The sequence below is a fragment of the Undibacterium sp. CCC3.4 genome (assembly GCF_034347425.1).
In the GTDB taxonomy this organism is placed as follows: Bacteria; Pseudomonadota; Gammaproteobacteria; order Burkholderiales; family Burkholderiaceae_D; genus Undibacterium.
The window spans coordinates 376,270-402,160 of sequence record NZ_CP133779.1 but is presented as its reverse complement, the minus strand read 5'-3'; the positions used below and the strand labels follow the sequence as shown (position 1 = coordinate 402,160).

The following is a 25,891-nucleotide window of genomic DNA, read 5'->3' as shown; positions in this document are numbered from 1 at the left end:
TTGGTAGTGATGGCGGTCTGATTAAGAATTCACCATTTCAGGTTCTATGGTGGGTATTAAATAAATTCTTATTCAGTCAGGAGTTTTCCAATGAGCAAAACTATTTTCATTACAGGCGCTTCTGCCGGGCTGGGGCGCGCCACGGCCTTATTATTTGCCAGCAAGGGATGGAAAGTCATCGCGACCATGCGCACGCCGCAGAAAGAGCTTGAACTTGGGCAAGTTCCAGGCATCACGTTGTCAGCGCTGGACGTGACAAACATCGACCAGATCAAGGCAGCAGCGGCGGCAGCGCTGGCGGCAGGGCCGATCGATGTACTGTTCAATAATGCCGGATATGGGCTGGCCGGCGCATTTGAAGCGGCCAGCGATGAACAACTGGTCGATGAGATCGATACCAACCTGTTAGGGCCGATGCGCGTCACGCAGGCATTCTTACCGGCCATGCGCGAGCAGCGTAGCGGCACGATTATCACCACCACCTCAATCGGTGGGTTGCTGACTTTCCCGTTTAATGCCGTCTACCACGCGACAAAATGGGGCTTGGAAGGGTGGAACGAGAGTCTGGCGTTCGAGCTGGCGCCGTTTGGCATCCGCGTACGAACCATCGCACCAGGACGCATCTCCAGCGATTTCGCCGGCCGCTCGCTGGTGTTTACCCCGCATCCCGCATACATGGAGGCAATCAACAAAACCATGGCCGGGTTTACCTCGACAAATGATTCAGTCAGCGGCTCCACGCCGGAACAAATCGCGCAAGTGGTGTGGGATGCTGTCAATGACACCAGCGATCGTGTTACCTTCGTGGCCGGTGAAGATGCCCAGGCAAACTACGCCAGTCGACTCGAGATGGGAATTGATCCTTTTCGTGCCAGCATCAGGAAGAAGTTTTTACCAAGTTGAGCCGGGATTTTTACCGATATACGGCAAGCAGGGAGCGCCGATGGCAGGCTATGGCGGATGTCATCGGTGCCGCTCGTGGTGGACGCTACTTGCCGTTTTATGTCTTTTTCCCACGATCATCAAAAATCTGACTAGGGTTTGAAACCCCGGCCTTCAGAGGCTGTCGCAAAAGCCTGATGGACGTTTTTTAAACCTGAAACACCGCATACCTCGTCATTCCCGCATGCTTTTGGCGGGAACCCAGCGTCGTTTTTTACACTGAAAATGCCACAATTTCTGGCATTTTCAGTTAACCACGAACGCCGCTGGGTTCCTGCCAAAAGCTCGCAGGAATGACGTGGCCACCAGTTAGGGTAATGATACCGACTCAATACCCTTTTGCGACAGCCTCTTTTGGCCGGTGAGCGACGAAGGAGCGACGCGATGGGAGGGGATGCAAACCCCTTCCAGAGTCTTTTCCATCGTCGCTTGCGACGATCCATTAAGTTGTTTTATTTAATAAACCGCCCACCTTGTCCAATAATGGTCAGCTCAACAAATTTATTTGCACTATGATCTTTTTCATCGTAAGTGATGACGATGCCACCGAGATCAAGATGCTTGATCGATTCCAGGGCCGTTACCAAGCCTTCGCGAGTTGGATTCGGGCCGGCGCGCCGTAAGCCCTCCACCAAAACCTTGGCATTGACGTAGCCCTCCATTGCCGCATACGAAACTGTGGTGCCACTTGCTTTGGCCACTTTCATGAATTCATCACCAAGTCCGGTCGTCACCAAATTGGGTGAAGGCATCACTTGAGAAATGATGACACCTTTGCTCGCGACGCCCAAATCCCGAATAAATGACTCTGATGAGTTGTTCGAGAGCGTCATGATTTGAGTGCGACTACCGGCGGCACGCAAGGCTTTGATCAGCTCAATCGTTTGATTGGAAGAGCTCACAATAATTAAACCTTGTGGATTGGCTTGCATGATCGTGTTGACCGCAGCAGCATAGTCCGGCTTCGCCCGGGAAAATTGCGCCACCACGGCCGGTGTCAATTTATGTAAAGCAAGTGCCTGATTGAATCCGGCCAGGCCATCCTGACCAAAGCTGTCATCCACATGCACAATGCCGATAGCCTTGATGCCGATGGTGGTAAATTGTTCGATGATCTTGCTCACTTCATCCTTGTAATCGGCGCGGATATGGAAAACCCAATGGTTGACCGGTTGCCGCAGTGCCAACGCGCCGGTGCTCGGCGCGATGAGTGGTACTTTGTAAGTCGCCAGAAGCGGCAAAATCGCCAGGGTATGCGGTGTTCCCCGTCCTTGGAACAGTGCGAATACATGCCGTTTTCTGATTAAATTTTCTGCATTGGCTGCCGCTAAGGCTGGGTCGAACTGATCGTCCATTGTCAGCAATTCTATTTTGCGACCGAACACACCGCCCTTTTTATTGACCAAGTTAAAATACGCGTTGGCCCCCGCATTCATTTCCTGCACCGGTCCAGCGACGGTACCGGTTAAACCGACCGTTTGCCCGATCAGGATCAACTTATCGCTAATGCCCTCTTCCGCCGATGCCAAAGCGGACGCAGCCAAGACGGCCAGCATAGCGCCGATCAGCAAGATATTTTTTTTCACAGCTTGTCTCCTGTCATTTTATTTTATTCGACAAAGCCAGTGCTTCCCACCAACCGTGATACACCTTCAGTTGCACTTCGTCGTTACCGGTATTTCTACGTAAAATTTGGTGAATGGAATATCTCACTAAACTTGATGCCACAGAGTGAGGAGTTTCACTGATGTGGACATCCACACTAGCTCTTTGTGCAGAAATTTGCCTTTTGGGTAATGCCATCACCATGTGCTGTACATCCTTTTAATCGGAGTGCGCTATGGCTGCCATCTTTGAAGTTGAATCCACTCTAACCGACCGTTACCAGACCAGGGTGCCGGAAATAGTTCGCCGTGCCTTGAGGCTGAGCAAGCGGGACAAGATTCACTACCCTATCCGTCCTAGCGGCGAAGTCGTGCTCTCCTCACCAAGAAAAATGCCACCAAGCGACTGGCAGCGATTGCCCATTCCTGCGCGCTTTTGGCAGGAATCCAGCGGCGTTCGTGGTTAACTGAAAATGCCAGAAATGATGGTGTTTTCAGTGCTGAAAACGACACTGGGTTCCCGCCAAAAGCATGCGGGAATGACGAGGCTGCGGCATGCAGGAACGACGAGGTATACGGCATTTATCCAAGCTTTAGTTCGTTGGCCGGCAACATACGATTGGCCAGGCTTTTTTTGGGCATCGATGGACTTGAATTCCTGTTCCAGCCGCTCGTCACTTAATACTCGGCAGTACACAGCGCACCGTTTACGCGGTTTGGGCGATGTAATTTGCCTACTCGTGTTCATGCTGCCTCCTCGCTGTTGGTCTTCAAGCCAAAAAACAGTGGCCCTGACCATGGCACTGAAGTGGTGATTTGGAACTCCTTAGTTGATAGGGGTTCGTATGAACGCGCTGGTCGGGCAACCGAGGGGAATCATGGCAGTGCCGATGCGTCAGTCACAGAAGCAGCATGCCTCAAATTTAACCCGGGTATTATTGACACGGTAATTTAACCCGGGTATTATTACTGATCCAATTCAAGCTAAATATTCCCATGATTGATACCGCTACACCTTCCTATACCAGCTTCAATGGCCACCAGCGCATCGCCTATGGCAGCTTGACGGTCAATGCATTGGCTGTGAAACACGCTCTGGCGTCTGACGCATCCAGTCCACTGCTGACATTCTGCGACCAGACTGGCCAAGTGGTCGAAATTGACATTCGAGGAAGCGATGCCGATATGTTGGCACGTCTGCCTCCAGAGGGCTGTCAGCTTCAAGGAAACGAATCGGCACTAATCAATTCCGAGGAACCGGGTGAGCCACGTGGCCGTGGTCGACCAAAGCTTGGGGTTGTCGCGCGAGAAGTCACGCTGCTGCCGCGCCACTGGGATTGGTTGGCTGCACAGCCAGGCGGTGCATCGGTGACTTTGCGGAAACTGGTTGATGAGGCACGCCGGGCCAACGGGGACCGAGACCGGCAGCGCCGGGCGAATGAACGTGCTTACCACTTCATGTCAGCCATCGCAGGTGATATGGCTGGCTTTGAAGAGGCCTCGCGTGCGCTGTTCGCAAACGATGCGGCCAAGTTTCGCCAACAAACCGAAGCTTGGCCGGTCGACGTTCGCGATTACCTCAGGTACCTGGCTGATCAACTGCCGCTGACAGAAGTGCCATCGCTTGCACCGTGACTCATTTGGAACACCAAGGATTGATGATGACAAACAGAAAAACCCTGAAACGACAGTATCTGGAGACGAAAACCCGAGCCGGCGTATATGCTATCCGTAACCAGATCACGGGTCGAGCGTTGGTTGCCGGAAGTACGAACGTTCAGGGCACACTCAACCGGCATCGTTTTGAGCTGCAGCATGGACTGCATCGCAATGCGAGGCTTGCGCAGGACTGGCTCGCGTATGGCGAGACCAATTTTATCTTCGAAGTAATCGACATGGTCAAACCAGGCGAAGATCCAGCGTTCAATGCCGCACAAGAATTGGAAATGCTGGTTAGCCTGTGGTGCCAGGAAATCCCTTGTGTCGGCGAACTCGGCTACCACGAACCGAGGAGTCAACCTTGATGCACACGAATCTCGGCTTCTGTTTGGCGCTACACAGTGCCCACGCCAGCCTGCAACTCAAGCTTGACGACGAGTTGGGCATTTACCATGGCATCAGTTTCAACGACTTTGCGCTGCTGAATTTGCTTGCGCAAGCGGACGGTGGTCGGGTAAGCATTCCGGCACTCGTGCGTCCGATGGGGCAGCCTCAATCGGCTGTGCTGCGTCAGTTGATCGTGCTCGAGAAGATCGGCCTCGTGGTGCGCGACGGTGCGAATGGATTTCGTCAGGCCGTGCTTCGCCCAGCCGGGCGTGCGCTGGTAAGCGCCGCACGCGAGACTGCCGATAGCATTTGCACCGAAGCCGTTGCATCAATCGCCCCCGCAGCGCTTGAGATGGTTTCCGCAGCACTGGTAACGCTTGCACACACTCCAAACTTAGCAATCTCATGAGCAAGGCTATCGCGATGATTTGCTGGGTACGGGGCTACTTGCACAGTCTGGTGGTGCAACCGTGGTGCTGTAGTGACGCCGACCAAACGAGATACCGGAGCGCTCCCAAAAGGCGCGCAACACAAAAACATTTAATTGCCACACATCATGCCCAAGATTAAAGCGAACGGAATTGAAATTGAATACGATTGTTTTGGTAATCACGAGGCGGAAGCTGTTCTGCTGATTTCCGGTCTGGGTACGCAGATGATTCGTTGGAGCGAATCGTTTTGCCAGCTACTGGCCAATCAAGGCTACCGCGTGATCCGCTTTGACAATCGCGACGCTGGCCTTTCAACCCACTTCCATAGCGCGTCGATGCCAAATCTGGCTGCAATTGCCGATGCAATCTCTCGCGGCGAAACGCCCAATATGCCTTATACGCTGTTCGATATGGCGAACGACGCTGTAGAACTTCTCAATTCGTTGATGATCAAACGAGCGCACGTGGTTGGGAGATCAATGGGCGGCATGATTGCACAACTGTTGGCCAGCGAGCATGCTGAACGCGTTTTATCTCTGGTTTCCATGATGTCGAGTACTGGCAATCGTGATCTACCGCAGGCCAGCCCTGCAGTGATGGCGGCGATGACATCGCCCGCGCCACATCCGTTGAAAGATGAACAGGCCTACCTCGCACATTGCGTTGCCTTTTCTCAATTGATTGCCGGGCGAGGCTATCCGTTTGAGGAATCCGCACAACGTGAGCAAGCCTTGGCCGAAGTCAAACGTGCATACAACCCAAGCGGGTTTTGGCGGCACATCGCGGCCATCGCAGCAACCGGTGACTTAAGATCACGGCTAGCCAACATAAGTGCTCCAACGCTTGTGTTGCATGGGTCAGACGATCCACTGGTTCCCCCAGAAGCTGGGAAGGACACGGCGGCCCATATTAAAGGGGCAGAACTAAAGTTGCCCCCTAAGTCCAGACAATTATTCAAAGAGTTTAAGATAGTGCCTGTTTCTGCCACAGCTGCACGGCGCTGCCCCGTTATTCGCACTACATCACTACCGTGCTTTTCTTTTCCTGCATTTTTGAATCAGGCAGTTCAGCACCAAATTTATTCACGATCTTGGCACCACCGCCCACGCCTGAGCTATACACCGTTTCCGGTGTTTGATAACCCAATGATTGATGTTTACGCTCAGCGTTGTAGAACATAAAATAGTTCGCCAAGCCGATCACCAATTCCGGCATACTTTCATGCTTTTTCAAATACACTTCTTCATATTTCACACTGCGCCATAAGCGCTCAACAAAAATATTATCCAGCGCCCGACCGCAACCGTCCATACTGATTTTGATGCCGTTTCTAAGCAGCAGCCCAGTAAAGGCCTGGCTGGTAAACTGCGCACCCTGATCGGTATTAAAAATCTCCGGCGTTCCATGCCATTTTATGGCTTCTTCCAAGCAGTCCACGCAAAACCCCGCATCCATCGTGTTCGACAACCGCCAAGACAGCAGCTTCCGGCTGTACCAGTCAACTGGGTATTCCGGCGAACGTGACCGCTCATTCTGGTGAACGTGACCGCTGCGCATAAGATGGCGTTACGCGGTCAAATTTTAACCTCTACGGTCACGATAGGTCGATGTTTTTCTCCTTTTTGATGATTTTAGGGCGCTCCGTGCGCAGCGAATCGCCGGTCAGCGTAAAACGGTGGTTGCGCTGCATGATGCGGTCCAGAATGGCATCGGCAATGGTGGCGTCACCGATCCACGCATGCCAGTGCTCGACTGGCAATTGGCTGGTGATGATAGTGGCCTTGTGGCCCGCTCGGTCATCAATAATCTCAAGCAAGTCCGAACGTGTCATGCCATCGATGCTACCCATCCCCCAGTCATCAAGCACCAATACGTCGGTTTTTGCCAACTGCAGTAACCATTTGCCGAAGACGCCACTGCCGTGCCGGATGCGTAGTTCTTCCTGCAAGCGCGGGACGCGTTGGTAAATTGCTGAGTAACCCCGCCGGCATGCGTATTGCGCCAGTGCGCACGCCAGCCATGATTTTCCAGCCCCCGTTGGCCCCGTCACCAATACACTGTGCCCGGCGCTGACCCAGTCGCCCAAAGCCAGACTCATTACCTCGCGCCGGTCAATTCCGCGACCAGCGCGAACGTCAATATCCTCAATCGCCGCCTGCCCATATTTTAAATGCGCATTTTTTAGCAGGCGCAACAACTTGCGGTCATTGCGAGCATGGACTTCGCGATCAATCAGTAGCGCGATGCGTTCCTCGAAGCTCAAGGCGGTCACGCCGGGCTGTGCCATTTGTTCTTCAAGGCCTGCCGCCAGGCCGTCCAGTTTCAAGGTGCGCAGTTGCGCCAGTGTGGTGTGCATCATCATCGTCTTATTCCTTATTGATAGTAACCAGGGCCACGCAAGTGGGCATGCTCTGGGCTAATCCATTCATCGGCAGCCACTGGAACACTCTGGTCGCGGTTGTTCTTCAGAATGTCATTCACGTGGCGATACTGGCACGCGCCGATCTGCAGGGCCAGCATGCAAGCCGCCTCAAGTCGTCCCTTACCGTAACGCTTGGCCAGCGACAGCAGACCCAGACAAGCGCGGTAGCCATGCTCAGGATGTCGGTTTTCTGCCATCAAACGCGTGACCGCCTCGGCGCACGCAGGACCAATGCTCTCGCCCCAGTGGATCAAGCGCTGCGGCGTCCACTCCATCTGGGCACGGTGCGCCGCTGGCATGTGTGTGGCAATGGTGGTAAAGCCCCCGACACGGGCGTTACGAATGTGACTGGCGACACGTTGGCCGCGATGCAGTAACTCCACCGCAGTTGTGGTGATGCGCGCTTCGAGTTCCTGACCCACTAGAGTTTGCGGCACACTATAGCGATGGCGCTCGACTTCGACGTGGTAGTCAATATGAACCTTGACAGTTTTGAAGTGGGCCATTTCGTAGCGTTGTAGCGGCAACGACAGCAAGGCTGGCGCATCAATCTCGGCGAAGGTGCTGGCGCGGCTACCAGGGAGCTTCTGGAATGGCTTATCGTTAAGCTGTGTCAGCAAGGGCATCATCGCCTGATTGACCTCGTGCACACTACTAAACTGCTGGTGGCGCAGACGGGCCATGATCCAGCGTTCGACGATTTGCACCGCTGATTCTGCCTTGGCCTTGTCCTGCGGATGGTAAGGGCGTGCCGGTAAAATGGAGGTGCCATAGTGACGCGCAAAGTCGAGCACAGTGTCGTTGCTGCGCGGTTCGTAGCGGTTGGCGTCGGCGATCATTGCCTTCGGATTATCCGGCACGATGAGCTGAGTGACGCCACCATAAAATGCCAGCGCACGCGCCGTCGATTCGAGCCAGTCGGCCATTGTTTCATGCGGTGTGGCACATGCGTAGGTGTAGCTGGAGGCTCCCATCGAGGCCACGAAGATGTGCGCTCGGCCACCATCGGTGAGAGCGATGGTGGGGCCAGCATAATCGATAAACAGCTTCTCGCCAGCACGGTGGACTTGGCGCATTGAGCGTTTAAGTTGCTTTGCGAAGCGCCGGTAGTTATCGCAAAATTGTGAGTAGGCATAGGTCTGCTGGTCCGCATAGTCGGCGCGGTGTTCCTCCCAGAGCAGCATTAATGTCATGCCTTTGCGCCGCAACTCGTGGTGTATGCGACCGTAATCGGGTTGTACATAATCGCGTGTTTTTTGGGAGCCAACCAACAGGCGTCGCTCCAGCGCGGCCTCATCGAGGCTCTGTACTGCGGCCCAGTCCAGAGCGGCGGCAGCAGCTAGGCCTACGTACTTGGTAACGACACCCTTGGATAGCCCCAACGCATCGGCGATCTGTTGGTGCGACAGTTTGGCGTCAAGCTTAAGCCGTAATACATCCTTGATTTTACGCATATTGATCCTTGGTGCGGGCACACTTTCTCCAGTCAAAAGGCTAGAAGCGTACCCGGTAGATTGCAAAATGCGTAACACTATTATTGGGCAGTACAACGCCATTCCGGCATCGTGACCGTTGATTCCGGTATCGTGACCGCTGATTCCGCAAAAGGCATGAAATCGGTCACGTTCGCCCGGAATGGGCGGTCACGTTAAAATGGAATGACTGGTCACGATGCCGGAATCACTGGTCACGTTCCTCCGGAATACCCAGGAATCCTTACGGGCAAATAAATTCCCCGGCAAATCGGCGCGTCGAAGGACCTCGGCTAGATTGAGCCCCATATCGGCAATCATTAGTTTCCAGCCAGGCTGGACGAGAAACTCAGTGGCGTATTTCACCTATCAGAGCCCCATCTGCGCCTTGAGCCCACCGATGAAAGTGTCGTCGTCCTGAGACTTGCGATTCGCGATAAACTGCCGCGCGTCCTCACCAGCGGTGTAACGAAGCTGCTTCGTTCCGTCGGTTACTGCGCCAAAGATCACATCAGCCACGAGCTCTGGTGCCGATGCCTGCCGGGCCATGAAGCCAAACGCGGAAAACAGATGTTGCACCGTAGGCTGATATTCAACAATCGACTCGTCATTGCGGAAGTCGAAGGAACGACCGCCAAAATCGGTATGAATCAAGCCTGGTTCAACAATTTTCATTTTGACACCGATGGCTTCGAGTTCGTAGTAGAGGGCTTCAGACAGCCCTTCGACGGCGAATTTTGTACCGTGGTAAAGCGCGCCCAATGGAAATGCCATCTTGCCACCGATGGACGAAATGTTGACAATCGTGCCCGATCGGTGACTACGCATGTGAGGCAGTACCGCTTTGGTAACCGCAAGAAGACCAATGACATTGGTGTCGAACTGACGCCGAATTCTGTCCATGTCGAACGCTTCGAGCGGCCCGTAGGCACCGTACCCGGCATTGTTCAACAATGCATCGATCCGTCCAAAGCGTTCGATACCGCGGGTCATCGCTTGATCGATTGACTCCTTGTCGAGTACGTCAAGGCGCGTGACAAGTGTGTTCTCGAGGGCACTAAGTTCCTTCTCCCGATCAGGATTGCGCATGGTCGCGACGACGTTCCAGCCTTGGGCACAAAAATGTTTAGCGGTCGCTTTACCAATGCCACTGCTCGCACCGGTAATCAAAATGGTTTTGTTCATCTCAGTCTTCTCCAAAAAAACCGCGTGTTAACGGCGAACTGAATTTTAGAATACTATTTATATCTGATAACTGGCAAATGATGCCAATCCACATACATATCGCGTCATATTTGGTCCGCCAATCACACGTGCGAAGATTTTGGACTGCTGATCGGGGTTCAAATCCCTAATCTACGGATTTTTTAGAAACTGCTATCGGGCAACCAAGATTAGAAGGTTTTCGTATGAGATTGCAAACCAACAGTGTTTTTCGCGCATATTCGTAACTAAAAACAGCGAAAATTTATAGTTAGTAACTGTGGGTCCGCGAAAAGATATTTTCTTTGAAAAAAATGCACCAATATTCGGTTTCAAGTCTGTTCTGAAATTTTCATGGATTAGTGCTTGGAACCCTTCTATTGCGTTAGGAGTCCGTTTGTGCTTCGCTGAAAAGACCGAATCCTAATGGTTCGGAGCTCACCATCTGGTTCAGGCCTATGTGGATGACGTTGACCATTTCACCCTGTCTGGCAGCACTGCGGGCCATGTCTGGGGCATTAACAAAAACCCCGCCAAAGCGGGGTTCTGAAACAGGATTTCAGCAACATCAGCCATTACGATGCGAGGATGCGTCTTCTACCAGTTCCATTCCGAAACGACGTTCTACTGACTGGATACGCCAGCCTGACTCGGTTCGCACATAACCGATAACGTCTTCTAGATAGACCATATTGGGCGGCCCGGCATGACGACGGCTTGCGATGAATAGTAGCCAACGCGCATGCGCTCTTTCGCCATCGATCTGGATCACGGGATTGGTATAGCTGTGCATCGCGAAGTCGGTTGCACGGGTTCCCTCTTCTACGCCTACGACAATGGCCTCCAAACCTGCGGCGCGAACTCCCATCATCCGGCTTTGCCAAACGGCATCGGGCGCGAAAATGTCAGAAAGCGCGTTGATATCCACTGCGGCGCCCTCCCAGCCCTGGTTGACTCCAAGGGCATATTGTGCAGTTAGCTCGGCGATACGGCCAGCACCTTCAAGGCAGCCTCGGCGCTGTACAGCTCGCGCTCTACCCGCAAGGCCACGCTGTTGGCGGTTTCGCCCAGCGATCCAAGGGCGGCATCACGTTCGGCATTCTGCAGCAAGTTCAGCGCCATTCCCGAAGCCAGGATGACGGGAACTAAAATCCCGGTGGCCATCATTAAAAGGTAAGCGCGAATGTGCATCCAAAATACTCGGAAGTTGGAACCGAGGGGCTATAAAAGTATTGAAAATCAGCAAGTATAACGGGAAAACGTTGCTGGCACCGCTGGCAACACGCCGGAGCCCGAGACATGTGCATAATGTTTGCCATGCCGAACCGATATTTCAAGCTCGATGCCCACTTCACCGACGTGCGTACCGCTCTGGTCGCGGGTCTGACCACTTTCCTGACAAAGGCCTACATCACCTTCGTCAATCCGACCGTCCTCGGCGGTGCCGGCATGCCCAAAGCGGCCGTCTTCGCCGCGACCTGCCTGGCAGCCGCGCTGGGCAGCGCGAGGCGTAATTAATCAGCGGTTCCCTAGGGACATTGTTCTGCATTGTCTACGATTGTGCTTAACCTACTAAACGCTTCACGCTGTACCGCAGACAATTTTGAAGTGAAATGCTTCGCCACTATGGCTGCATGTATAGGATCTGCCTCCAACCGAAGCACGTCACCATAGTTTGTAATCTTGACAATCGTCCCAGCTGACGTGACCTTTTCACGCTCAACCAAACCTCTTTCTTCCATTCGGTGGAGGTGGTGGGAAAGTCTCGTCCTATCCCATCGCATCGAGTTGGCCAAATCCTGTTGTCGGCACGATGCGCCAGGTGACTCAGCAAGACGAGAAAGTATGCCGTGATCTGCCCCAGAAAGTTGGGTTAAATGCACCAACTCGCGTTCTATAACGAAGTTGATTTTTTCATACGTCTGGCGAAAGCTGCGCCAAAGATCCCGGTCTGCTGTAGCTGAACTTTTCATATGCCCCTATAATTTATGTTGACATGTCTACAGAATTTAGGCATTGTGTAGATACGTCAACATTATATAGGGTTTCATTATGAACGCAATGATCGTTAACGCGGATGCCAGCCCGTCCGCTACGCAAGTAGACCGTCCTGTAGAAACGACGCCGGGAAATTTCCACAACCTTGGGCTTCCTTTTGTTCTGCAGAACCAATCCGGGTTCAACTTTTGGGACGTAAAAACCGGCGACTACTTCATTGAGATGGAAGGTCGATACTATGGTTGGGATAACGCTACAGTTCAGATATCTGAAGTCGGCTGTGGTTATGGTGCACCTTCGCACATGCATAGCGTAGAAGAAATTTTCGTACTAGTCGAGGGGGAAGGCGCTATCGTAATCGATGGTAAAACTTTCCCAATCAAAGCACCATGTGTCGTCCGAGTTCCACCTAATACTCCTCACGCGATCGTCTCGCTGGGCACGGGTCGGATGAAAATGGTCGATTTTTTTCCGACTAATCATTCTGGCGGCGCTCCTAGTGACATGCTTGATCCCTTCGAATACATTAAAACTGGAGGAAATGAGCGAAATGCCATGATCGACAATTTTAAGAAAATTCTTGCTGATTTTGATGCCGACCGGGATGGAAAGCTTTCGAAAGACGAGGCGCCGATCATGTTACGAGATTCCTTTGAAAGGTATGATACCGACGGAGATGGATTTATTACCCTCGACGATGCAAAGACATGGTAGCCTGGAAGGTGGATACTTCCATTGTCGAAAAGCTCGACTCCAAGATCATGATTCCGCTGTTCGCTATTGTGGCAGTGGACGCTATAGGAGCTGGAGTTATATTGCCGTTGCTTCCCTTCTATGCTCTTCATTTCGGATGCACGCCCATCGTATTAGGTATCTTGGTGGCATCATTCGCGTTAAGTCAATTTATCGCGGCACCTTGGATTGGGCAGTTATCCGATCAGCATGGTCGTAAGCCAATACTGCTTGTTAGTCAATGCGGCACATTTTTAAGCCTCATACTTTTAGCATGTGCTAACAATCTTTGGCTCTTATTTATAGCACGCATAATTGATGGAATTACATCTGGAAATATTTCTGTTGCTGCCGCACTAGCAATAGATCATAGCACGCAGCGAACGCGGAAGCAGGCCATTGGGGTTATCAGTGCGGCGATTGGCGTTGGAATGGTGATCGGGCCATCACTCTCCAGCGTTTTGGTGCGTTACTCAATAACCGCTCCAATCTGGGGCGCTGCCTGTCTTTCAGCGTTGAGTTTTTTTACAACTTGGCTGATGCTGAACAAAAATACTTCCCGTCCCTCAAACGTTACGGTTACAAAGGCAGAAATTTCTATTTGGAAGTTCAGAGATATTGCCGGGTTGCCGCAAGTGTTAGCAATACTGGCGGCGTTTTATCTGGTTATGGCGATGTACATTTCACAGGCCGCGCTGTTCTTGAGTTCACGATTTTCCTTTCACAGCCAGCCCTTCGGTCCTAAGGAAATAGGAATCGTCTTTGCTTGTTCTGGTGCAATCAATATATTCGTTCAGTTAGTAGCAATAAAAAAAATCGGAAGAATTATTAACGATAAAATGATCAGCGTCTGGGGCTTTGTATTTTTAGGGTCGGGATTTATTATCCTCGGTACAGCGCAAACTCTAGTCACACTTGCGACGTCAATCATTTTAATCAGTCTAGGTGGATCGGTAATCCGACCTACACTCACCGCGGCTCTAACAAATTTAGTGCCGCGCAGCCAGCAGGGAGCAATTATGGGGCTAAACACTTCAATTATGGCCATGTTTAACGTTTTAGGCCCTCTCATTGCCGGTGTCGCAATAAATCGAGGATGGTACGCTGGCTGGGCATATTCCCTTTTTGCTATTTCAGCATGTGCAACACTATTCATGGTGGGGTTTATCATTAATAGGGTCTGGCCGTTAGCGACGCAATAATTAATTACCTATAGAAACCCCTAACTTTGCAGTTGCCACCTTTGGCATATATCGATAATCGTTAACACACGAAAAAACGTTAAAAGGATGCCATAATCATTGATTTTTATTATTTTAGCCACTTGACCGGATTAACCAAGATAAGTGAAGGCGAGGCCGAGAAATCTTAGTCAAGTCCGCTCAGTGCGGAATACAACCAGTCGGAAAACAAGTGTTTGGCGACAGATCGACAGGCGACACCGGAAGCTTACACGTGAAGGCGTGTGAAGGCGTAAAAAATATGCGGAAAACTATGTCGTCATGAGTTAGCATACGCCAACCACACTGCATAGGTTTTCCGTATATGCTTATCGGGTACATGCGAGTTTCGTCCGAGTCGGACCGTCAAAACACCGATTTGCAGCGCGACGCGCTGCTGGCGGCGGGTGTCGATGCCCGGCACCTGTATGAAGATCGCGCTTCCGGTGCCAAGGATGATCGGCCCGGCTTGGTCCAGGCGCTTGAATTCGTGCGGCCTGGTGACGTGCTCGTTGTCTGGAAGCTAGACCGGCTTGGACGTTCGCTGCCGAACTTGCTCACCATCGTGAACACGCTGAAAGACACACAGGTTGCTTTTCGTTCCCTCACCGAAGGCATGGACACCACGACAGCGTCAGGCGAATTGCTGTTCCATGTGTTCGGCGCGCTCGCCCAGTACGAACGCGGCTTGACCAAGGAGCGCGTGACCGCCGGGCTCGCAGCCGCGCGCCGGCGCGGCCGTGTAGGTGGCCGTCCGCCAGCGATCACCGGTGAGAAGCTGGACTCCATTGTTGCCGCCCTGAACGGTGGCATGTCCAAGGCTGCTGTATGTCGAACCTTCGGAGTCAAGCGCACCACGCTGATTGAAACGATCGCACGAATCGGCGGAACCGGGAAAACGTAACGCATGCCGCGCCGATCCATACTTTCCGCGACGGAGCGGGACAGCCTGCTGGCACTCCCGGAAAGCCAGGACGACCTAATTCAGCATTACAGCTTCACTGAGTCCGATTTGTCCTTGATTCGGCAGCGTCGAGGCGACGCCAACCGGCTCGGCTTCGCCGTTCAGTTGTGCCTGCTGCGCTATCCGGGCTATGCGCTGGCGGTCGACATGCCGGTGCCGGCCCCGATCATCCAGTGGATATCCCGCCAGATACAAAGCGATGCCGCCGCTTGGTCGCAGTATGGCGTGCGCGATCAGACCCGACGCGAACACTTTCAGGAATTGCGCGCCTACCTTAGCCTGTCCGCGTTCGGCCTGCCGGATTTTCGCAAGCTGGCGCATAGCCTTGCAGATCTCGCCATGCAGACCGATAAAGGGTTGGTGCTCGCAGCCCAAGCCTTGGAGACATTACGGCAGCGTAATATCATTCTACCGACTCTGGCGGTGATTGAGCGGGCCTGCGCGGAAGCCGTGACGCGCGCCAACCGCCGCATCTATCGGGCATTACTGGAGCCGCTACAGCCGCATCACCTGCGGGGATTGGATAATCTGCTCAACGTTGCGCCGCACTGTTGGCGCCGACTGAATATTGACCCACCCTGCCGATTGAATATTGACCCAGGGCGAGTTGCTGTTTTGTGAACCAGCAATTGTGGATAAGTCTAACAAACAGTTGGTTTTTAACCTATTCATTTGTCGTGTTACCCAGGTTAAGTAGTTGCGGGGTAGTCACTTCGGGCGTAGCCCGAAGTGACTACCCCGCGCGCAAACTTAACGTGCCTCTTCTTCCTTTTCTGCTTTTCCTCCTCCCTTGCGCCCTTGTTCACGCGATTGAATTCTGACTTTGGCTGCCGAACTGCTGTGATGGAAACGGTAGGATTCGTTACCCGTTTCGACGATATGGCAGTGATGCGTCAGTCGATCCAACAACGCTGTCGTCATCTTGGCATCACCAAATACACTAGACCATTCCGAGAAGCTGAGGTTGGTCGTGATGATCACGCTGGTATGTTCGTACAATTTAGAGAGCAGGTGGAACAGTAACGCACCACCAACCTGGCTGAATGGGAGGTAACCTAGTTCATCCAGAATGACGAGGTCCAAACGACTCATCTGCAGCGCAAGTCGTCCTGCCTTGCCGTCCCGTTTTTCCTTTTCCAGTAGATTGACTAGATCCACGGTCGAATAAAAACGAACCCGTTTTCCTTTTGTGGTAATGCCAGAGACAGCAATGGCCGTAGCAATGTGGGTCTTGCCTGTACCTGGCCCACCAATAAATACCGCGTTCTGTGCTGTGTCCGTAAACGCCAATGTGGCCAGTTGTTTGACCAGCACCTGATCGACACTGGATGAGCTAAAGTCAAATCCGGCCAGATCACGATGTACCGGAAACTTGGCCATGGCCATTTGATGACGTATTGATTTCATGCCGCGCTCTGTAAATTCAGCCTTTAGAAGATGTTCAATAATCCATTGGAGCGGCTCTGTGGGTGTGGTGCCCTGCGTTACCAATTCTGCCCAGGCGCTGGACATGCCGTGCAGGCGTAAGGAATTTAATTCTGCTGTGATGTTGTTCATTATTGCTCTCCCTGTGTGCTGGTTGTGACGTCATCCAGCTCTCGTAAGCTGTCATAGCGCTCAGTATTTGCTACTGGCGCTTCTTTTAATTCCAGACTGGTTTCGACAGTCTCTGATACTGGGCTTCCATCTAATCTGGCCAATACATTCAGAATGTGTTCAGCACTGAGCGCGCCGGATTCGTTGACCAACTCAACCGCAACCAGCACGACATCCAACCCTACAGTCGGCACGGTGGCCAATACTTGCGCCATAATCCGGTCACCGCCTGCATGACGCATCAACCCTTGTTTCAATCGCATCAAAGGCGCTGGCATGTCTGCAAAGGGTGCGCCGTTTCGAAGTGCGCCGGGCTTACGCTGGATTAGAGGGATGTAGTGTTGCCAGTCATAGCAAATCAGCGCACGTTCCGTTAACCGGAGATGACGGGCAACGATGACATCATTGGCGATGACGCTGACGTGGTTGGGATAGAGACGCGTGCTGACCAGTTGACCGGCCAATTCGCAGGGGACGGAGTATCGATTGCGGTGCGCGCTGATCAAGCAGGTTGATGATACACGCGCCAGTTTCTCAACGTAACCGTCAAATGGTGCTGGCATCGGCATCATTTCAGCGCGCTCATGTTCCAGCATTTCTGCCACACTAAACGCATCATGCTCTGGGTGTCGCAACTCACTCCAGAGAGCACGGCAGCGTTCGCCCAGCCAGACATTGAGCTCGGCAAAGGATGAGAATTGACGTTGCTGCGCCTCGATCCAGATTCGCCGTCGGCTGTCTTGCACGTTCTTTTCGACGATGCCTTTCTCCCAACCTGACGCCACATTGCAGAAATCGGAATCAAACAAATAGTGGGCGCACATCACGGCAAAGCGAGCATTGACCGTGCGGCCTTTGCTTTTGTTGACCTTGTCGACGGCCGTCTTCATGTTGTCGTAAATGCCGCGCCGGGGAATGCCACCCAGCGCCGTGAAGGACCGGGTGTGGGCATCAAACAGCATTTCATGGCCCTGGCTGGGATACGCAACCAACCAGAACGCACGGCTGGCGCACAGTTTGAGATGGGACACCTGCATGCGCCGATATACGCCGCCGATGACTAAACCTTCTTCGCTCCAGTCGAACTGAAAGGCTTCACCCAGTTCAAATTTTAATGGCACAAAGGCATGAGGTGCTTTGCCTTCACGGCCGCGCCAGTCACGGATGAAATCGGTGACGCCACTATAACTACCGTCGTAACCTTGGCCCTTGATTTGAGTAAACAGAGCTTTGGCGGTTCGCCGGTCTTGTTTGAGGCGATGTGCATCCGCTTTGAGAGCTTGCTCCAATTCGGCATGATAAGGACTGAGTTTCAGCGGCCCAAGTCCGCGCCGGTAGGATGGAACTGATAATTCACCTTCTGGTTTCCTGAGCCAGGTGCGTATCGTATTGCGCGACAGACCTGTGCGCCTGGAAATTTCATGCAGCGACAGTTTGTCGCGTAAAAACATCCGCCGTATCTTGCCTAACATGTCCATAGTGATCACCTTTTTCTCCCTGCCTAACTATTAGGCAGGGTAAGTAGAACACCTGGGTCAATTTTGAGTCGGCATAACTCCTGTTAGTGGGTCAATTTTCGGTCGGCGGCAACAGGGGTCATGAGCGTGCCAAATGTGCCTGCCGCTGTGGCGGGAGCCTTTCAATTTATTTTAAGGTTGTTCTTCAGTGCCCGTGACCTGCAACTGCATATTTTCTGTAATATTACTTTCGACGGTTGCCGTACAATCCAAAGGCAAACGGTACTTTTAACTTAAAATCAAATTCATCGATCGCGGCTTTGAGTACTTTTAACGGTTTTTGGTGCTGGTAGTTTTCAGCATGTGCAGACTCGACAATCTTTCTGCTGACACCAATGGCGGTCAAAATGTTGGCATCAATATGTCCGACCAACGCCATGTTCAAGATAATGTTGTTGCTGGTCGTTGATATCGATGAAATAAATGTATGCCTGAACGAATGGAATACAAGTTGCGGATCAGATAAATTGATCGAGTCCATATACTCCCCAAATCGCCGAGATGGATTCTTTCCATAATTGGAAGGTGGAATAAGTTCGCCGGTCTTAGCGTCATATTTTGGTTCCTTTTTCAGTTCTGGAAATAGCAATTGTTCGTTGCGTTTGCGCACAGTTTCCACGTAGTCCAGAAATCCACTGTTAATAATTTCCTTGTGCAACGGCACTTTACGTTCCGAGTTATCGTTTTTCATGCGAGGAATATCAAAATACCAGATTCCGTCCTCCTGTTTTATATTCTTGATTTCTAGCGAAGCAAGCTCTTCAAGTCGTGCACCTGTATAAAGGGCAAGAAATGGTAGCCAGTAGTAGTTCGGCTTTAGATTGTTAAAATTGCAATATGTCTCTTTTGAAAATATCTGATCAATTTGCTCGGAGTTGAATGCCAGGTAAGATACTTCTTTTTCGACTTTGGGAAATAGCTTGCCCTCAAATGGATTATAAAATTCGATGCGCTGATTCCAGCCTTGTGCTGTTCTGAATAACTCCGTCAGAGCACCGATTTTTTTGTTGATGGTTTTTTTCTGAATTTGTGTAGCTTGCAGGTGCTTGCGGTACGCCATTACGTCTTGATCTTCAAATTTGTTAACACGTCGATCACCAGCAAATTTCATGAAGTGATGAAACTGAGAACGCTTGTTTCGCCGTGATTTTATCGTCTGATCGGTTATTTCTTCGTCAATATAGGCATCAATCATCGCCGAAAGCAGGGGTAACTCAGTCTGTGCGGGTGCTGGTTGGTTGAGGATTTTTGTGATGATGTTTTGTTCTGTCTGAATCCGTGTTTCTCGCATGGCTCGTTCAGCAGCTTCTATTTTTAGATTTTCCTGTTCTAAAAGCTTCAGAGCAATTTCGTGGTCGCGTTCTTCTTTGCGATAGGCTCTGTACTCGGCGGCATCGGCTGAACTGGTCGTTTCGACCTCGACCGTACCATCGGAATGTGTCTTTTCCTTCCATTGCTTGATGTTATCAATATCGATATTCAAGTCAGACAAGTCAGGTTTGGATGATGCCGATTGTATTGCCATATGTTTTTTTAGATTAAATGTCAGAGCAATAATTCTAGCTCTAGTTGGGTCTTTTGTGCGCAAAGAAAATTTTTGCGACTTACCTTGATGGTAGACGCGGAGATAGAACACGCCGTGGCGTGACACACATAAGTGGTTTATTTTGAGCATGACGGTCTCACTGACCGTCTCACTTGAAGGGTAAAAACCCATCAATTTACATAGCTCTAGTCTATATAAATCAATGGGTTACGGTGAAAATTGGTGGAGTCGGCGGGAATCGAACCCGCGTCCAGAAGCACTCTACAGACAGTTCTACATACTTAGTGCTGCCATTTGATTTAACCCGTACCACGCGGACGCACGCGCTTGGGACAGACGAGTAACCTATTATTTAAGCCCTGACCAAGTTACCCGGCCTGAGACGATTCCATATGAATGTCCTTACTGCTGTTGCCAGCCCACCCTATGGACGAGGTGGTGTAAGGTTAGCCGGTATTACGCGGCTAATGCGTACGAATTATCGTTTGCAGTTGTAAATGTTCAGATTGTATTTACGAGGTAGTCTGGCCTCGGTATGCCCTGCGCTGCTTTGCAACCCCTGTCGAAACCTGGTCGACCCCTAAGCTCTGCTAGTATAGCGCAATTTTGTCAACCGTGTTGTTGCTTTCAGCTTCACAAGCTTGTTCATGCTTGGCGCGTATCAGTTCCAGCAATTCCAGCGGGCTATCGACGATGGCGTCGGCATTCCATTGTCGTGGTGTGGTCGCGCCACAATAGCCCCAGGCGGCGGCGATGCTGGTCATCTCGGCGGCTGCGGCGGCTTCGATGTCGCGCAGGTCATCGCCGACGTACCAACAATCCTTGGCGGCAATGCCAAGCTGTCGCGCAGCTTCGAATAAAGGTGCGGGATGCGGTTTCGGGTGTGCCGTCGTGTCACCGGAAATCACACAGCGTGCTTGTTCAAGCTCAAGCAGGGGAATGAGCGGCTGGGTGAAGCGCATGGCTTTGTTGGTGACGATGCCCCAGGCAATGCCGAGCGAGTCGAGACCGTGCAAGAGTGCCGGGATGTGCTCAAACAATTGGCTGTGCTCGGCAATGGAGGCGGCGTATTGATCGAGAAATTCCATGCGCATCGCTTCATACGTTGGGTCGTCGGGGGTGAGTTGGAAACCGGCCGCGAGCAGGCCGCGTGCACCGGCTGAAGCGTGCGGGCGCAGGCTTTGGTAATGGGCGGGAGGCAGATCGCGGCGTTCGCGCATGACGTTGATGGCGGCGGCCAGGTCGGGCGCGGTATCGGCAAGGGTGCCGTCGAGATCGAATAGTATGGCTTGGGGATTATGCATTGGGCCTTGGTGGTAGGCACGGGCTGTAGCAGCCCGTGCGGGTGGACTCAGAGCGGGCGAGTGCAGGCAATCATGTAATTGACGCTGGTATCTTGGTTGAGGCTGTAGATCTTACTCAGCGGATTGTAGCTCATGCCTTTGATGGCCTGTAATTCCAGGCCGGCGTTACGTACGTCTTGTATCAGTTCGGCCGGGGTGATGAATTTTGCGTAATCATGGGTGCCCTTGGGTAGTAGTTGCAGCAGGTATTCGGCACCGATGATAGCGAACAAGTACGATTTGACGTTACGGTTGAGGGTGGAAAAAACACCCGCCCACCTGGTTTGACTAAGCGCGCGCAAGCGCGGATCACTGAGGCGGGATCGGGCACGTGTTCCAGCATTTCCATGCAAGTGACGATGTCGTACTGAGCCGTTTCGGCTTCGGCCATTTCTTCGGCGGCGATTTTTTGGTAGCGCACCTTGACGCCGGATTCCAAGCCGTGCAGATCGGCTACCTTGAGGGCTTTCTCGGACAGGTCGATGCCAGTCACGAGTGCGCCTTTGTTGGCCATGGATTCGGCCAGAATACCGCCACCGCAGCCAATATCAATAACTTGCTTGCCTGCCAGTGGCGCGAGGTGGTTGATCCATTCCAGACGCAGCGGGTTGATGTCATGGAGCGGACGGAATTCTGAGCTCGGATCCCACCAACGATGGGCGAGGTCACTGAATTTTTGAATTTCTGCTGGGTCGGCGTTGAGAGTAGACATGAGTGATCGCTGTGCACCGTGGTGCGAAGGGCAAAGACCGTATTGTAGGCCATACTCGCGTCGGCCGCATTGTTGACGTGTGTCGTTGAGCGGGATGGGTAGTTTGTATGTAGTTATCGGGCAATAAAAAACCCCGCCGTGGCGGGGTTTTTTCCTGAAACAAAACCAGGTTTTGTCAGAACTTAATGCTTATTTGCTTACGCTGCGGGTACCAACAACTTCGATTTCCACGCGACGGTTTTTGCTGCGGCCATCGGCTGTTTTATTGTCAGCAACAGGTTGTTTTTCGCCTTTGCCTTCAGTGTAAACACGGTTGGCTGCGATACCTTTGCTTACCAGATATGCTTTGACTGCTTCAGCACGACGGATAGACAATTTTTGGTTATAAGCAGCGGAACCGACGGAGTCAGTGTGACCAACAGCAACAACTACTTCCAGGTTGATAGCTTGCAATTTCGAAGCCATGTCGTCCAGTTGTTTTTTGCCTTCTGATTTCAGTACAGCTTTATCGAAATCAAACAGTGCGCTGGCAGCAAAACTGACTTTTTCCGAAGTAACAACAGGAACGATCACTTTCGGAGCTGGTGCAGGAGTGACAACAGGAGCTGGGGCAGGAGCTGGAGCAGGAGCGGCTTCGGCTACCAATGGTGCATCGCAACCTGGCAATGCATCAGCTGGTGTCCAGAAGCCAGTGCGCCAGCACAGACCGAACGGATCACGTGCAACAACACCACGGCTGTCTTGGACGTAAGCACTTGTTGGTGTGCTTGCTTTGATGTCTTGTTGTTGTGCGGAAGCAGAAAAGGATGCCACTGCGGACGCTGCGATAACGAGCTTAACTAAAATTTTCATATTTCTCCTCTCGAGTGAGATTGAATTACCGCAGATACACTGCGCAAATTACTGCATAAAAACCAGATAATACCACGTGCTTGATCACAATACTATTTCACTAAACAGGCTTTTCGTCAATCTTCGATATTCTGCCATATTTCATGGCTTTGTAACTGCTGTCGCTATGTCGGTAAAGTAAGGCATGGTTAAATATGTCGTGATTTGGCAACATAATGCAGGCAGTTTCTCGGTAGTAAGCCGATTGATGTCATTTTATTATAATTATTTTTCTGCAGAGAAATTGATCTGTATCATGTGCAATCGCGCGTAGCTGGCGAAGTTAATTGCGCCGGCGCTCTAATGTTTGTGCTTTGCGGCAAATTCATGCGCTCATCCACGGTGTTTATACGCGCTGTTCTGAGTGGCCGCGCTTGTTCTTCTGGCTGCTTAGTGCTCGCTGCCGTGGTAGTGCCCATGGTTTGGCGTGGTCCAATTTGCTAGAAATGGCGCTGATGGCCCTGCAGGCATGTTAGAATCAAGAGTTAAACCTCAGGTCAATTCGGGTCGGCTGAAATTTTTACCCAGCTCACAAAGCCCGCTACGGATTGTCATTGATGTCATCAATTAACCAAGCTTTAACTTGCCGGCCTGCCAATGGATCAATTCGCAAAAGAAACACTCCCGATTTCCCTTGAAGAAGAAATGCGCAAGAGCTACCTCGATTACGCCATGAGCGTGATCGTCGGTCGTGCCTTGCCGGATGTGCGTGATGGCTTGAAGCCTGTGCATCGTCGCGTGCTCTTCGCGATGCATGAAATGAATAATGTGTATAACCGTCCTTTCGTCAAATGCGCGCGCGTTGTCGGTGAAGTGATGGGTAAGTATCACCCGCATGGTGACGCCTCGATTTACGATACGCTGGTGCGCATGGCGCAAGATTTTTCTTTGCGGTATACATTAGTCGATGGTCAGGGGAACTTCGGTTCGGTCGATGGCGATAATGCGGCGGCGATGCGCTACACCGAGTGCCGACTCGATAAAATCGCTAATGAAATTCTGGCTGACATCGAAAAAGAAACCGTCGATTTCGTGCCTAACTATGATGGCAAGGAAAGAGAACCATCGGTGCTGCCGACGCGGATCCCGAATCTGCTCATCAACGGTGCTTCCGGTATTGCGGTTGGTATGGCGACGAATATTCCGCCGCATAATATTACTGAGGTCATCAACGGTGCCTTGCATGTATTGCGTAATGCCGATTGCAGCATCGATGATTTGATCGAAATCATTCCGGCACCGGATTTTCCTACCGCCGGTATTATTTATGGCGTCTCCGGTGTGCGTGATGGTTATCGTACCGGGCGCGGCCGAGTAGTCATGCGCGCTAAAACGCATTTCGAAGAGTATGGGAAAGAAAATCGCACGGCCTTGATCGTTGACGAATTGCCTTACCAAGTGAATAAAAAATCGCTGCTTGAGCGCATCGCCGAGCTGGTGCGTGATAAAAAGCTTGAAGGCATTTCCGATATTCGCGATGAATCGGATAAGTCGGGCATGCGTGTTGTGATTGAGCTCAAGCGTGGCGAAGTGCCGGACGTGGTCTTGAATAATCTGTACAAGCAAACGCAGTTGCAAGATACCTTCGGCATGAATATGGTAGCGCTGGTCAATGGCCAGCCTAAGCTGCTTAATCTCAAGCAAATGCTCGAGTGTTTCCTGTCGCATAGGCGTGAAGTGGTGACGCGTCGTACCGTGTTCGAATTGCGCAAAGCGCGCGATCGCGGTCATGTGCTCGAAGGTTTGGCGGTCGCCTTGGCGAATATCGATGATTTCATCGCCATCATCAAAGCGGCACCGACGCCACCTATCGCCAAGCAAGAATTGATGACGCGGGCCTGGGACAGTTCCATGGTGCGTGAAATGTTGACTCGTACCGCTGCCGATAATCCGGCCGGTATCGCTGCCTTCCGTCCGGAAAATTTACCGGTACATTACGGCATACAAACCGACGGTCTGTATAAATTGTCGGATGATCAGGCGCAAGAAATTCTGCAGATGCGTTTGCAACGCTTGACTGGTCTGGAGCAGGATAAGATCGTCAACGAGTATAAAGACGTGATGGCAGAAATCGCTGATTTACTCGATATTTTGTCTAAGCCTGAACGTGTCACCGTGATCATCACCGATGAGTTGACCTTGGCTAAAAACGAATACGGCGAAGGCAACAAGGATGTACGTCGTTCTGAAATTACGCACAACGCTACCGATCTCGAAACCGAAGATTTGATCACGCCGCAAGATATGGTCGTAACCTTGTCGCATACCGGTTACATGAAGTCGCAGCCCTTGTCGGAATACCGTGCACAAAAACGCGGCGGCCGTGGCAAGCAAGCTACTGCTACCAAAGATGATGACTGGATCGAACAACTATTTGTTGCTAATACTCATGATTACATCTTGTGTTTCAGTAATCGTGGCCGTTTGTATTGGCTCAAAGTGTGGGAAGTGCCGCAGGGTTCGCGTACTTCGCGCGGCAAGCCTATCGTCAATATGTTCCCCTTGCAAGATGGTGAAAAAATCACCGTGATTCTGCCTTTGTCGGGCGTGAATCGCAGCTTCCCGGAAGACCATTATGTCTTTATGGCGACTAGTCTTGGTACGGTCAAGAAAACACCACTGAAGGATTTCAGTAATCCGCGTAAAGCCGGCATCATCGCCGTCGATCTCGATGACGGTGATTTCCTCATCGGTGCCGCGCTGACTGATGGCAAGCATGATGTGATGCTGTTTTCTGATTCCGGCAAAGCGGTGCGCTTCGATGAAAATGATGTGCGTCCTATGGGCCGTACGGCGCGTGGTGTACGCGGTATGAATCTTGATGAAGCGCAGCAGGTTATTGCCTTGTTGGTCGCAGAAAACGAACAGCAATCGGTACTGACGGCAACCGAAAATGGTTACGGCAAACGCACGCCGATTCTTGAGTATACGCGCCACGGTCGTGGTACCAAGGGCATGATTGCGATTCAAACGTCCGAGCGTAACGGCAAGGTCGTCGCTGCGACGCTGGTGGAAGCGGCGGATGAAATCATGCTCATCACTACGGGCGGCGTACTGATACGCACACGGGTAGCGGAAATTCGCGAAATGGGCCGCGCCACACAAGGTGTGACTTTGATCGCTGTGGAAGATGGCACCAAGCTTTCCGGCTTGCAGCGCATTGTTGAAACCGATGCCGATACCGATGCCGTGGAAGCGATCGGTGAGGCGGACGACGGCGCGGAAGCGGCCAGCGAGTAATCACGAGGTAAG

The 25,891-nt window shown here is 51.9% G+C and carries 21 protein-coding genes, 1 other RNA gene and 6 pseudogenes; 12 read left to right on the top strand and 16 right to left on the bottom strand.

Features of this window, described 5'->3' with window-relative positions:
- Positions 1–90 precede the first annotated feature (90 nt).
- On the top strand, positions 91–903 hold the full coding sequence (locus tag RHM61_RS01915; RefSeq protein ID WP_322249445.1) for an SDR family oxidoreductase: 813 nt from the start codon (positions 91–93) through the stop codon (positions 901–903).
- A gap of 491 nt (positions 904–1,394) precedes the next feature.
- Here RHM61_RS01915 and RHM61_RS01910 read toward each other — a convergent pair whose 3' ends face one another.
- Positions 1,395–2,528, bottom strand: coding sequence for an ABC transporter substrate-binding protein (locus tag RHM61_RS01910; RefSeq protein ID WP_322249444.1), 1,134 nt, complete (start codon positions 2,526–2,528; stop codon positions 1,395–1,397).
- Between the two features lie 254 nt (positions 2,529–2,782).
- Here RHM61_RS01910 and RHM61_RS01905 point away from each other — a divergent pair.
- Positions 2,783–2,926 (top strand): annotated as a pseudogene (locus tag RHM61_RS01905) (type II toxin-antitoxin system PrlF family antitoxin); the annotation flags it as partial.
- A 203-nt stretch (positions 2,927–3,129) separates the two neighbouring features.
- Here the strand turns inward: RHM61_RS01905 and RHM61_RS01900 are convergent.
- A pseudogene (locus RHM61_RS01900) lies at positions 3,130–3,294 on the bottom strand (recombinase family protein); the annotation flags it as partial.
- A 248-nt stretch (positions 3,295–3,542) separates the two neighbouring features.
- On the opposite strand from RHM61_RS01900, the gene RHM61_RS01895 reads away from it, so the two are divergent.
- From RHM61_RS01895 to RHM61_RS01880, 4 genes are all read left to right on the top strand, one after another.
- On the top strand, positions 3,543–4,181 hold the full coding sequence (locus RHM61_RS01895) for a DUF2239 family protein (RefSeq protein ID WP_322249443.1): 639 nt from the start codon (positions 3,543–3,545) through the stop codon (positions 4,179–4,181).
- A 26-nt stretch (positions 4,182–4,207) separates the two neighbouring features.
- Entirely contained in the window at positions 4,208–4,570 is a 363-nt protein-coding gene (locus tag RHM61_RS01890; protein ID WP_322249442.1) for a GIY-YIG nuclease family protein, read from the top strand.
- Complete coding sequence (locus tag RHM61_RS01885) at positions 4,567–5,001, top strand: MarR family winged helix-turn-helix transcriptional regulator (protein ID WP_323493393.1); 435 nt, start codon at positions 4,567–4,569, stop codon at positions 4,999–5,001. Before RHM61_RS01890 ends, RHM61_RS01885 begins: the two co-directional genes overlap by 4 nt.
- A gap of 147 nt (positions 5,002–5,148) precedes the next feature.
- Positions 5,149–6,204 carry an alpha/beta hydrolase gene (locus tag RHM61_RS01880; RefSeq protein ID WP_322249441.1) on the top strand — a complete coding sequence of 352 codons (1,056 nt, stop codon included), beginning with the start codon at positions 5,149–5,151 and terminating at the stop codon, positions 6,202–6,204.
- Here the strand turns inward: RHM61_RS01880 and RHM61_RS01875 are convergent.
- From RHM61_RS01875 to RHM61_RS01850, 6 genes and pseudogenes are all read right to left on the bottom strand, one after another.
- Positions 6,098–6,526 (bottom strand): annotated as a pseudogene (locus RHM61_RS01875) (transposase); the annotation flags it as partial. The gene RHM61_RS01880 and the pseudogene RHM61_RS01875 overlap by 107 nt on opposite strands.
- A 91-nt stretch (positions 6,527–6,617) precedes the next feature.
- Entirely contained in the window at positions 6,618–7,385 is a 768-nt protein-coding gene (istB, locus tag RHM61_RS01870; RefSeq protein ID WP_322249440.1) for an IS21-like element helper ATPase IstB, read from the bottom strand.
- A gap of 11 nt (positions 7,386–7,396) precedes the next feature.
- On the bottom strand, positions 7,397–8,920 hold the full coding sequence (istA, locus tag RHM61_RS01865; protein ID WP_322249439.1) for an IS21 family transposase: 1,524 nt from the start codon (positions 8,918–8,920) through the stop codon (positions 7,397–7,399).
- A gap of 366 nt (positions 8,921–9,286) precedes the next feature.
- Positions 9,287–10,102, bottom strand: coding sequence for an SDR family oxidoreductase (locus RHM61_RS01860; RefSeq protein WP_322249438.1), 816 nt, complete (start codon positions 10,100–10,102; stop codon positions 9,287–9,289).
- A gap of 586 nt (positions 10,103–10,688) precedes the next feature.
- Positions 10,689–11,048 (bottom strand): nuclear transport factor 2 family protein, encoded by a 360-nt coding sequence (locus RHM61_RS01855; RefSeq protein WP_323493384.1) that lies wholly within the window; start codon positions 11,046–11,048, stop codon positions 10,689–10,691.
- Between the two features lie 47 nt (positions 11,049–11,095).
- Positions 11,096–11,242, bottom strand: a complete 147-nt coding sequence (locus RHM61_RS01850) for a hypothetical protein (RefSeq protein ID WP_322249437.1) — start codon at positions 11,240–11,242, stop codon at positions 11,096–11,098.
- 195 nt (positions 11,243–11,437) lie between these two features.
- Between RHM61_RS01850 and RHM61_RS01845 the strand changes: the two are divergent.
- A pseudogene (locus RHM61_RS01845) lies at positions 11,438–11,623 on the top strand (NCS2 family permease); the annotation flags it as partial.
- A 26-nt stretch (positions 11,624–11,649) separates the two neighbouring features.
- Here the strand turns inward: RHM61_RS01845 and RHM61_RS20230 are convergent.
- Complete coding sequence (locus tag RHM61_RS20230) at positions 11,650–12,093, bottom strand: MarR family winged helix-turn-helix transcriptional regulator (RefSeq protein WP_369124408.1); 444 nt, start codon at positions 12,091–12,093, stop codon at positions 11,650–11,652.
- 79 nt (positions 12,094–12,172) lie between these two features.
- On the opposite strand from RHM61_RS20230, the gene RHM61_RS01840 reads away from it, so the two are divergent.
- From RHM61_RS01840 to RHM61_RS01825, 4 genes and pseudogenes are all read left to right on the top strand, one after another.
- Positions 12,173–12,832: a cupin domain-containing protein gene (locus RHM61_RS01840; RefSeq protein ID WP_322249436.1), complete on the top strand. Its 660-nt coding sequence runs from the start codon at positions 12,173–12,175 to the stop codon at positions 12,830–12,832.
- Entirely contained in the window at positions 12,826–14,052 is a 1,227-nt protein-coding gene (locus RHM61_RS01835; RefSeq protein WP_322249435.1) for an MFS transporter, read from the top strand. Before RHM61_RS01840 ends, RHM61_RS01835 begins: the two co-directional genes overlap by 7 nt.
- Positions 14,053–14,395: 343 nt before the next feature.
- Positions 14,396–14,974 (top strand): recombinase family protein, encoded by a 579-nt coding sequence (locus tag RHM61_RS01830; RefSeq protein ID WP_322249434.1) that lies wholly within the window; start codon positions 14,396–14,398, stop codon positions 14,972–14,974.
- Between the two features lie 3 nt (positions 14,975–14,977).
- Positions 14,978–15,574, top strand: a pseudogene (locus RHM61_RS01825) (DUF4158 domain-containing protein); the annotation flags it as partial.
- Between the two features lie 210 nt (positions 15,575–15,784).
- On the opposite strand, the gene istB (RHM61_RS01820) reads toward RHM61_RS01825, so the two are convergent.
- From istB (RHM61_RS01820) to ompA, 7 genes and pseudogenes are all read right to left on the bottom strand, one after another.
- Entirely contained in the window at positions 15,785–16,591 is an 807-nt protein-coding gene (gene istB, locus RHM61_RS01820; RefSeq protein WP_322249433.1) for an IS21-like element helper ATPase IstB, read from the bottom strand.
- Positions 16,591–18,108, bottom strand: a complete 1,518-nt coding sequence (istA, locus tag RHM61_RS01815) for an IS21 family transposase (RefSeq protein WP_322249432.1) — start codon at positions 18,106–18,108, stop codon at positions 16,591–16,593. Before istA (RHM61_RS01815) ends, istB (RHM61_RS01820) begins: the two co-directional genes overlap by 1 nt.
- 223 nt (positions 18,109–18,331) lie before the next feature.
- The gene (locus RHM61_RS01810; protein WP_322249431.1) at positions 18,332–19,822 is read right to left on the bottom strand and encodes a site-specific integrase; all 1,491 of its coding nucleotides are present in this window, start codon (positions 19,820–19,822) and stop codon (positions 18,332–18,334) included.
- A gap of 91 nt (positions 19,823–19,913) precedes the next feature.
- Positions 19,914–20,274, bottom strand: a transfer-messenger RNA (tmRNA) gene (gene ssrA, locus RHM61_RS01805).
- 9 nt (positions 20,275–20,283) lie between these two features.
- Positions 20,284–20,997 (bottom strand): HAD-IA family hydrolase, encoded by a 714-nt coding sequence (locus RHM61_RS01800; RefSeq protein ID WP_322249430.1) that lies wholly within the window; start codon positions 20,995–20,997, stop codon positions 20,284–20,286.
- Positions 20,998–21,044: 47 nt separating this feature from the next.
- Positions 21,045–21,748: pseudogene (ubiG, locus tag RHM61_RS01795) on the bottom strand (bifunctional 2-polyprenyl-6-hydroxyphenol methylase/3-demethylubiquinol 3-O-methyltransferase UbiG).
- A gap of 189 nt (positions 21,749–21,937) precedes the next feature.
- Complete coding sequence (gene ompA, locus RHM61_RS01790) at positions 21,938–22,600, bottom strand: outer membrane protein OmpA (RefSeq protein WP_322249429.1); 663 nt, start codon at positions 22,598–22,600, stop codon at positions 21,938–21,940.
- 636 nt (positions 22,601–23,236) lie between these two features.
- Here ompA and gyrA point away from each other — a divergent pair.
- On the top strand, positions 23,237–25,879 hold the full coding sequence (gyrA, locus tag RHM61_RS01785) for a DNA gyrase subunit A (protein ID WP_322249428.1): 2,643 nt from the start codon (positions 23,237–23,239) through the stop codon (positions 25,877–25,879).
- The last annotated feature ends 12 nt before the right edge of the window (positions 25,880–25,891 follow it).